General features: G+C 67.4%; 10 protein-coding genes. All 10 read left to right on the top strand.

Features of this window, described 5'->3' with window-relative positions:
* The coding region (locus J1M87_RS25735; protein WP_206492546.1) for a hypothetical protein at positions 1-1,076 on the top strand (1,076 nt) is incomplete at its 5' end.
* Between the two features lie 59 nt (positions 1,077-1,135).
* Positions 1,136-1,966: a hypothetical protein gene (locus J1M87_RS25730; RefSeq protein WP_052060491.1), complete on the top strand. Its 831-nt coding sequence runs from the start codon at positions 1,136-1,138 to the stop codon at positions 1,964-1,966.
* On the top strand, positions 1,966-3,705 hold the full coding sequence (locus J1M87_RS25725) for a cutinase family protein (RefSeq protein ID WP_052060490.1): 1,740 nt from the start codon (positions 1,966-1,968) through the stop codon (positions 3,703-3,705). Before J1M87_RS25730 ends, J1M87_RS25725 begins: the two co-directional genes overlap by 1 nt.
* A gap of 25 nt (positions 3,706-3,730) precedes the next feature.
* Complete coding sequence (locus J1M87_RS25720) at positions 3,731-4,870, top strand: MinD/ParA family protein (RefSeq protein WP_081371413.1); 1,140 nt, start codon at positions 3,731-3,733, stop codon at positions 4,868-4,870.
* Positions 4,867-5,508: a hypothetical protein gene (locus tag J1M87_RS25715; protein WP_072692215.1), complete on the top strand. Its 642-nt coding sequence runs from the start codon at positions 4,867-4,869 to the stop codon at positions 5,506-5,508. The genes J1M87_RS25720 and J1M87_RS25715 overlap by 4 nt, the downstream gene beginning before the upstream one ends.
* A gap of 14 nt (positions 5,509-5,522) precedes the next feature.
* Positions 5,523-5,816, top strand: a complete 294-nt coding sequence (locus J1M87_RS25710; protein ID WP_052058297.1) for a hypothetical protein — start codon at positions 5,523-5,525, stop codon at positions 5,814-5,816.
* Entirely contained in the window at positions 5,813-6,082 is a 270-nt protein-coding gene (locus J1M87_RS25705) for a hypothetical protein (RefSeq protein WP_139278523.1), read from the top strand. Before J1M87_RS25710 ends, J1M87_RS25705 begins: the two co-directional genes overlap by 4 nt.
* A 26-nt stretch (positions 6,083-6,108) precedes the next feature.
* On the top strand, positions 6,109-6,741 hold the full coding sequence (locus J1M87_RS25700; protein ID WP_032406419.1) for a hypothetical protein: 633 nt from the start codon (positions 6,109-6,111) through the stop codon (positions 6,739-6,741).
* The gene (locus J1M87_RS25695) at positions 6,738-7,619 is read left to right on the top strand and encodes a hypothetical protein (protein WP_052060488.1); all 882 of its coding nucleotides are present in this window, start codon (positions 6,738-6,740) and stop codon (positions 7,617-7,619) included. Before J1M87_RS25700 ends, J1M87_RS25695 begins: the two co-directional genes overlap by 4 nt.
* Positions 7,613-9,152 (top strand): hypothetical protein (locus tag J1M87_RS25690; RefSeq protein WP_206492545.1); only part of this gene is annotated, 1,540 nt, incomplete at its 3' end. The genes J1M87_RS25695 and J1M87_RS25690, both read left to right, overlap by 7 nt.

Here is a 9,152-nt window from a genome sequence, read left to right as displayed (position 1 = left end):
CTCCCGAGGACTCGTACATCGCCGGCTACAGCCCGATCTACGACTACTCCGAGACGCGCACCGTCGACGACTACAACGCAGGTCGACAGCGGCCCTCCTACGACACCACCTACTACTCCGAACCGGTCGTCTACGAGAGCAGCCCGGCACCGATCCAGGGCCCCGGCATCAGCGATAGTCCCGAGACCGTCGCTCCCGCACCGGTACCGGCACCAGCGCCGGTGCCGACGGTCAAGCGGCCGACGATCGTGCCGATCGAGGTCGATGACGACTCCGTCCTGATCGGCGCGACCCCGTATCGAATCCCCGACGGCGTCGACCGTGTCTTCGCCCGCCAGGTCTCGAACACCTTCCAGGCCATCCAGGCAGACGGCGGAAACCTCCTCGTAGACAACGGCCTTGCGACCGCCCCGCGAGCTGACCGTATCGCCGCCGGTACCGCTGCCGGTGCCGTGACGGGCGGCCTTGTCGGACTCGGTGTCGGACTTGTCCCCGGCGCAGCGATCACCGCCGGCGGCGCGGCCATCGGTGCCGGACTCGGCGTGGCCGCAACCCCCGTCCTGACTCCGGCGATCGTCTGGGCCGGCCCGGTCGGCTACGTCTTCGTCCCCGGTGCAGCGGCACTCGCTGGAGCCGGTGTCGGAGCGGCGGTTTCGGCACCGATCGTCGCGGCGACCACCGCGGTCGGTGCTGCAGCCGGTGCTCTGATCGGCGGCGCGGCCGCCGGCGGCGAAGCGGCGACGATCGAGGAGCCTGCACCCGCTCCCGCTGTCGATGCGGCACCCGCACCGCCGGCCACCAGCCCAGTTCCGGTCACCCCGGCACCACTGGCGACGGAGGCGGGACCGGACCTGGTCGCTCAGACGAACACCGCCGTTCAGAATGCTGCTCCGGTCGTCGAAAAGGCCGTCAGCGACGCAGGCACGTGGGTTGCACCAGCCGCTAACGCGGCGGCGGGCTTCGCCTCGACGGTCGTCGAACAGCCCGCCGTCGCGGACGCGGTAGCCGCTGCGGGTCCGGCCCTCGCGCAGGCCAATGCGGCGTGGCAGGCCCTGACCACCAGCCAGCCCGTCTAGAGGAGCAGGCGTGCTCGGTGTTCCAGCGTTTCGTCGACCAGAAGGAGTGAGCAGCAGCCATGGCATCGCTGTCTGATCGCAGTCCCGGCACCTCCCGTCCAGGAAGCAAACCGTGGGAGCGAGCCACACTGACCGACACACCGAGCACGCCTGACCCGCGCACTCCGGCCGCTCCTCCGCGGCCGGCGAGCGAGGCCCCACCGGCACACACCAGCCGAGAGGCTGCGGTCGCAGGTCTTTCACCGAAGCCGGTGCCGAAACCGGTACCGCGTCCGATCCCGCAGAACAAGCGCGGCCGGCGCTCTCGGCTGGCGATTTGGGGCTCACTCGCCGCGGCCAGCCTGCTGCTGGGTGTGGCCATAGGTGCCGTGTCGTGGGTGTTGTCCCCCGACTCCAACGACCAGGCATCGTTCGCGGCCGGAATGTCGTCGATGCTCACCACCCCGGAGGCACCCGCGACCACAACCGAGCCGCCCACGTCCACCACCCCGGCCCCGGCCGCGCCGCCGCCGTGTGTCGAGTCCAGGACCAGTAGCGAAGTCACCGGTGCCGGACCGGGCGGGTTCGGTTCGGGCCCGGACGCGATCCTCGGCTTCGACTACGCCTACTACGTCAAGCGCAGCGGAGCCGCCGCGCGTGCGTTCACCACCCCCGACGCCGCAGTCGGCAGCCCAGAACTGTTGCAGAGCGCCGGAATCGACACCTTCCCGTCCGAGACCACGCACTGCCTGCGCATCACCCCGAGAGGCCCCGACGAATACACCGTCTACCTCACCCATGCCGTCCCGGGCGCAGAGCCGGTGACGTGGACCCAGATCGTACGAACACGAACCGACGGTGATCGGACCCTCATCACCTCGATCGTCGACATCACCGAAACGGAGAACTGATGAAGGCCAACCGATCCACCTACGTCGCGATGGCTCTACTGGGGTCCGTCGCGATCACAGTGAGCGCAGGGACCCAGGCTGCAGCGCAACCGACCACCACGCCCCCCGACACCACGTCCCCCTCGGCCGACTCCACCACCAACGCTCCGTGCGCGCTGCTGCACGTCGTCGTCACGCAGGGCACCACCGAGTCCACCGAAGGGTCCATGCCCAAGCAGGACTCGGGCACGCTGTCGGCGGCGATCCTTCCGGTCCTGGCCGAGTTCGGTGGAACCACCTCGGACAAGTTCGACCGCACCTACGTGCCGTACCCGGCCGACTACGGCTTCACCGGAACCTCGTACAAGGACTCGGCCGCGCGCGGAGTCGAGAACGCCTCGAAGATCATCGCCGACGAAGCCGCTCGCTGCCCGAACACCAAGTTCGGGCTGCTGGGGTACTCGCAGGGCGCGGGAGTTGCCTCGGAGCTGCTCCGGCTGATCGGCGCTGGCCAAGGTCCGATCCCGCCCGCACGGGTCGCGATGGGAATGCTCTACTCCGATCCCACTCGTAAGCAGGGCGACGGCGTCTTCCCCGGTGCACCTTCCCAGGAACACCCCGCACCTGCACCCGGTACCCGCGGCGCGGAGGTGACCAAGCTCGAAACGCTGCCCACACCGCCGTCCGACGGAGGCGGCATCGCACCTCTCGCCGCGCAGACCCCGGCCTCGTTCGGGTCCCTGACCGGCCGAGTCGCATCGGCCTGCGCGAGCGGCGACATCGCCTGCGATACACCCGCCGACGCCCCGCTGGCCCGTCTGGTGACCAACGTCAGCGGCCAGATGAACCTCGACGCCCAAGATCCCATCGGGGTGCTGTGGTCGGCCGCGCAGGTCATGGGCACCACCGCGCTCAAGATGGGCGTCGACGTCGTCAACGAAGACATCACCAGCAGCGACGGCACCACCCGCGGCCTGGACTACCGGCCGGGAGATTCCCTGAGCAACCGCGCCGCCGATGCCTCCAACCCGACACACCAGGTCGATGCTTTCGCCGCGATCGACAAAGTCCTCGGCATCGGAATCAACACCGCAGTCACGTTCGCCAAAAAAGTCCTGACGATGGACAACATCGCGCAACTGGCCACCGTCGGCCTGACCAATCCGCCGGCAGCCCTGGCGTTACTGGGAGCCAAAGCAGCCGAGGCTGCTCTGCAGCTGGTTCCGGCGAACATCACCGACAAGACGACCACGGCCGTGTCGAAGATCGTGCAGAACGAACTCACAGACAACAAGGGCCTGATCAAGATGGCCACCGACGTCAAGTACTGGGCGGTGCGCGCCAATCACGAGTCCTACCAACGTGATGCGGTCACACCGTCGGGCGGAACCTGGCTGAGCTTCGCCTCGGACTGGATCACCGCGCTGGTCAAGGATCTCGAAAGCGGATCGACCGCCCCCGCTGCGGACAAGGACGCCTTCGCACGAACCGTTCCCGTCGACGGGCAGGGCTCCTACCAAGGCCTTCCCGGTCTTCAGTTCCAGGTCGGCGCACAACCGGCCTCGACCTCCACCGCCTTCGATCCCTGGGCCGAGTCCTCGTCGACGCTGACGACGCCGACCTACACCCCGCAGACGGCCACCGACGCCGACAGCACGAGTACTGCGACCACGTCGTCGGCCCCATCGGGCGATGCGTTCCCGATGGAGTTCCCCGCTGCCGCTCCCGACGACTCCTCGTGGCTGACCCCGTCCAACTGATGGCGACCCCAGTAAGGACCACCCGATGAGCACAGACTGGAAAGACGGCCTGATGGCCGATCGGACGAGTCCCGACATCGACGACGTCGACACGACGTCCACACCGGTCGGCCCACGACCGGCGTTCGGGCAAATCGATCTGGACCGCAACACCACCGCGGTGGTGATGTTGGGGCGCGGCGACAGAACGCAGCCGCCGCGCCCCCCGACGGCGTCCGCGTTGGAGATCGACGGTGTCCGAGCTGCTCCGACATCGGGGTGGCGACGCGCCCTCTACGCGTTGTCTCTGCGCACGATCAACGCCGGCGAGTCGCCCGCGGACAAACGTGCACGTGAGCTCGACGCGCAGATCGCCGCCCCGGTGCGCACCGATCACAAGATCACCGTGGCAGGGCTCAAAGGTGGAGTGGGAAAGTCGACCGTCTCGGTCGTGCTGGGCCACGCTTTCGCGGACGTGCGCACCGATCGGGTGTTGGCCATAGACGCCAACCCCGATGCCGGTGTCCTCGCCGAACGCATCGCAGCGATCGCGCCCCGCACCGAGCATCCACCGACGATCTACGACCTGCTCGCCGCCCCGCGTACCGATCGCTACGCGGACGTACGCCAACACACCCTCGAAGCCGAGACCGGTCTGCAAGTTCTCGCCTCACACGATGATCCGGAGCGTTCGGAAGCGCTGAGCGAGAACGACTACCGGCGCGTGATCGAGATCCTCCAAGACCACTTCCAGGTGCTGCTGTCCGATTGCGGCACCGGCATCACCCACCCCGCGATGGCGGGAGTGCTCGACCTGACCGACTCTCTGATCGCGCCCACCAAGCTCGACGTCTCGGCGGTCACCAGAACCAACGCGCTGCTCGATTGGTTGGACGCCCATCACTACTCGCACCTGGTGCAGCGGTGCGTGATCGTCGTCTCCCGGATGTCGAGCAGCTCGAAGACACCGTTGACCGACCACCAGCTACAGGAGTACTTCGGTGACCGCGTCCGCGCAGTGGTGACCATCCCGTTCGATCCGCATCTGGACGAGGGCGCGGAAATCTACTGGGATCGGCTGCTTCCCGCGACACGGGCGGCGTATCGCGATCTCGCTCAGCTGGTGGCCACGGACTTCGCCGCCGGATGGCAGAACCGAAACCAAGCACAGGGGCCGGCACTGTGAGCGCCACGGCATGGGCGGCCGCCGACGACTCCCGGGAGCCGGGACGCTCACACGGGTTGATCACCCCGCCGCCTGCAGAGCGGTGCATCGACGTCTGGCCCGAGCCGGTCTACGCACCCACCGACCGGGCTGTGCCCTCGTGGTGGCTCGTCGGTGGCCACGGAGGAGCCGGAGTGTCGATGCTGACCGCCTCGTGGTCGATCGCCGGCGATGCGATGGGCGCGTTCCCGGCCGGCTTCGAGCAGGAATCACCCTTCGTCGTGGTGGTCGCCCGTGAATCCGCATGGGGAATCACCCGAGCTCACGATCTGCTCACGCAGCATCTGTCCGGCTACGGCGGCGCAACCACTCTGGTCGGGCTCGTCACCGTCGCAGCATCACCGAGCCGACTCAAAAGCGAGCTGCGCCAACGCCTCGAAGTGGTCGCGGGGCTCGTCGACGACCATCACTGGCGAATCCCGTGGATCGACACCTGGAACGAACTGACACCCGACGAGCTCCCGTTCTGGACTCCCGGAGATCCCATTCCCACCGGACGCAAACGCGAACCGCCCGACCGAGCCGTACCGCGCGAGGTCGCGGACGTTGCCGACGCCATCCGCACCACCATCATCTCGATCCTTCAGACCAACCCATAAGAGAGCGAAACACCATGCTGATCAACACATTCGACGCAGTCCACACCACCATCCTGGCCGTCCCGCAGCCCGATCCCGTACCCCCGCCCGGAGGCGACCGGATATGGCGCATGATCGGCGTCGCCCTGTGGATTCTGACCGCCGGTGCCGTCCTGGGAATCATCGTCGGCGGCGGGGTGATGTGGTTCGACCATGCCGCCGGCGACGGAGCGATGAGGGGTAAAGGCATCAAGATCGTCATCGGCGCTGTGATCGGCGCGTTGATCATGTCGCTCGCAGCGTCATGGATCACCTGGGTGATGACGTGAGCGTGACACCGCTCGCCCAACCGGCACCACCGTCGCAACCACTCCCACCCGAAGTCACCGGACCACTCGATCAACTTCTGGGCTACGGAATGTGGATCGTCGGAGCAGTACTGGTGACGTCACTGATCGTCGCCGCCGGGATGTTGTGGTGGCACTTCGCCACCTCGACACCCTTGAACCGGACCGTCCGAAAGATCCTGTGGATCTGTGCCGCCGCGATCGCCGCAAGCTCGGCGGGCGCACTCGCGGGCTTCGCCCTCTCATAACGCAATTCGAATCGGAGACCCTTCATATGAAACGCCACCTCATCGCCGCAGCCACCGTCGCCGCGGTCCTGGCCTTGTCCGGATGCGGATCCGCCGAACCCACATCCGACACCACGACAACCTCGACGAGCGCAGCCGCCGTCGATACCTCGGCCGCGCCTGCCGACGTGCAGTGGCAGAGCTGGCGGGGTGCCTCCCTGCCGACCTCGAGCACGGACGGTCCGCGTGAGGTGGCCGGCGACATCGCAACCGGCTACACCCCGACGCCTCAGGGCGCGGTCCTGGCCGCAGCACAAGGAATCACCAGACTGCGTCTGGCACCGGACAACTCCTGGCCCGAAGTGGTCAATGCGGTCGCAGCACCCGGCGTCGGCCGCGACACCTACGCCGTCAACCGCGCACAGGTCTCCATCACCGATCCGGCACCGGAGGGAACCGAAGCACACCTGCAGGGCTTCGAGGTCACCGACTTCACCGACACCCGGGCTGTAGTTCGACTGGCGGTCGAGCGCCCCGACGGTGCGCTCATGGCCACCACCCACACCCTGGTCTGGTCGGGAGAGGACTGGAAGCTACTGCTGCCTGCACCCGACGACATCCCCGAGCCCGAAACACTCACCGACACCGCCGGTTTCACCGAATTCGCGGCGGCATCATGAGTACCGGAACCCCCGGAGCCGACAAGCCCGCCAAAGAGCACCGCATATTGACCGGCGCGGCGATGCTCGTCGTTGCGATCATCGTGATCTGCGCCGTCGTCGCGGTCGTCCTTCGAGTGAGCGGCGACTCCGACGACGAGTCGCCGACCGCCCAGACGCCTCGACCGACGGTCACCGCGCCTCCCTCCACCGGCCCCACGGCCGTCCCGAACACCGACGGCGCGATGCAAGGGCTGGCAACCCCGACCGTCGACCGTCTCGGCCGCCGGGTCGACGTCCCGAAATGGCCCGGCGGGTGGGCACTGCCGCAGTCACCTGTCGACTACGGCCCCTACAACCCGGCCGTACCGGTGCCCGCTCCCGCGGGAGTGAGCTGGCAGAAGGTCAACGACGGAGCGATCGTCCCGTTCTCCACCTCGGACGGCCCGTCCACCGTAAAAGGTCTGACCGCCAGCGGATTCGCTCACACTCCACAAGGGGCCGCCCTGGCGGCCGTGCAGATCGCGCTGCGCCTGGGGTCAGCGAACAACGAGACCGCACGCGGGATCTACGACAACCAGACCATCATGACCGCGGCACAGCGCAGCGAGCTGTACGCGCAGCTCGACGCCGAAGGCCCGTTCCATCGCGGTGCCACCGACGCTGCCCTGAGCTACCAGACCAAGTCCGACGCGTTCCGGATCCTCGACTACGCCCCCGATCTCGCCGTCATCGAAACTGCCAGTCCCGCACAGAAAGCGGACAACGGCACCGCGCAGTGGTTGACCACCAGGTTGACGGCCACCTGGGTCGACGGCGACTGGAAGCTGACTTTCCCCGAGCAGCTCGGCGATCTCTCCGGCACCGCGACCTCTCTGAGCGGGTGGACCCCATGGTGACGATGCGGCTACGCGCCGGACGGATCGTCCACGCTGTCCTCGCCGCGCTGGTCGTACTCATCGCGGCCGCATCGCTGATAGGCGCGTTGGCTCAGCCGGCATCCGCGCAGGAGACCACCGGCCCTGCGATTCCGGCCGCACCGCAGGGCTACGAGCTCGTCGGTGCGGACGATCTGAAGGCGAACAACCTTCCCGCAGGATCGATCACCCTCGGCGGTCTCGGAGGTACGACACCCAAGCCGTTGCCCGCGGGGTACACGATGGTCCAACGAGAGCTGACCTGCATCACGGTCCCACTGGGCGGCGGACAATCGACGCAGACGTGCCCCACGGTGACCTACGCCGTCCCCGAAGGCGGACCCACCGAAGCACCCCAGGCACCCGCATTGCCCGAAATCGGCAACGGCGCACCAGGAGAAGGAACGTTCGGGTTCGACCAAAAGTGCGAGTCGATGACGCAGGACACGGGATCGTGGGCCAGCGTCTCGGGCGCACTGCGCAAGATCTTCGCCAACCCTTCGGAACAGGTCTGCAAGCTCGCTAACGTCGTCTCTCATCCCGGCGATGCGCTGCAGAAGATGTGGGACTCGGCGTTCGGGAAGAACGTCAAATCTCTCATCGCCGGCGTCGCCGATGGCTGGGGCACGATGATCAACTGGTGGTTCACCACACCCTCACCGGCCTTGTCGGACGCGAACTACCTCACGGTCCTCCAGACATACATGCTCCCCATTCAGGGTGCGGTGCTGGTCATTTCGATCTTCGTCGCTTGCATCCGCGTCGCCCTGGCACAGTCCGGAAACGAGAACGCCGCGGCAATGGATCTCGTGCGTACCTTCGTCCGGACTATCACCTCGATGTCGCTGTTCGGTGTGGCCATCGGCCTGGCCATCCAGGTCTCGGACGGCATCAGCTTGTGGTTGCTCAGCGAATCGGGCGGCAACGACCTCGGCACCAAAGTCCAAGCGATGATGATCGACGACACCTCGACCTGGGGACCGGGCTGGGTTCTGCTGATCGCTCTGTTCGGAATGCTCGGCGCACTGGTCCAGGTCGTGCTGCTGGTGGTCCGCATGGCGTTCCTGATGGTCATCGTCGGTGTCCTGCCCGTCGCCGCGGCAGCATCGGGAACAGAGATGGGTTCGCAGTCCTACGAAAAGATGCGCAACTGGGCAATCGCGTTCATCCTCTTCAAGCCCGCGTCGGCCGCGATCATGGCCACCGCGTTCTGGGCCGCAGACCCCAGCTCCGACGTCACCAAGCTTCAAGGCCTGATTCTGCTCACCGTTGCGGCAGTGGCACTTCCGGCGCTACTGAGGGTGCTGAACGTCTCGAGCGCCTCCTCCGGTAGCCCGATGGCATTGGCCGGCATGGCCGCAGGTGGAGCAGCCCTGGGCATGGCCGCCATGAGCGGCGGAACCAGCGCCGCCGTCATGGGCGCGGCCCGCGCAGCCAAATCGGCCGGGGGCGTGGTCACCCGCAGCCAGGGCGGCTACGGCGGCAAAGCCCCGGGAACCGGAGGCGGCGGTGGCG

The organism is Rhodococcus sp. KRD162, from assembly GCF_017168335.1.
In the GTDB taxonomy this organism is placed as follows: domain Bacteria; phylum Actinomycetota; class Actinomycetes; order Mycobacteriales; family Mycobacteriaceae; genus Rhodococcoides.
Note: the sequence above shows the minus strand (reverse complement) of the source record. Positions and strands in the feature narration are given on the sequence as shown.

Coding starts and splice junctions, on each gene's coding strand:
- J1M87_RS25730 (WP_052060491.1), top strand. CDS start 1,136: ATGGCATCGCTGTCTGATCGCAGTCCCGGCACCTCCCGTCCAGGAAGC.
- J1M87_RS25725 (WP_052060490.1), top strand. CDS start 1,966: ATGAAGGCCAACCGATCCACCTACGTCGCGATGGCTCTACTGGGGTCC.
- J1M87_RS25720 (WP_081371413.1), top strand. CDS start 3,731: ATGAGCACAGACTGGAAAGACGGCCTGATGGCCGATCGGACGAGTCCC.
- J1M87_RS25710 (WP_052058297.1), top strand. CDS start 5,523: ATGCTGATCAACACATTCGACGCAGTCCACACCACCATCCTGGCCGTC.
- J1M87_RS25700 (WP_032406419.1), top strand. CDS start 6,109: ATGAAACGCCACCTCATCGCCGCAGCCACCGTCGCCGCGGTCCTGGCC.
- J1M87_RS25695 (WP_052060488.1), top strand. CDS start 6,738: ATGAGTACCGGAACCCCCGGAGCCGACAAGCCCGCCAAAGAGCACCGC.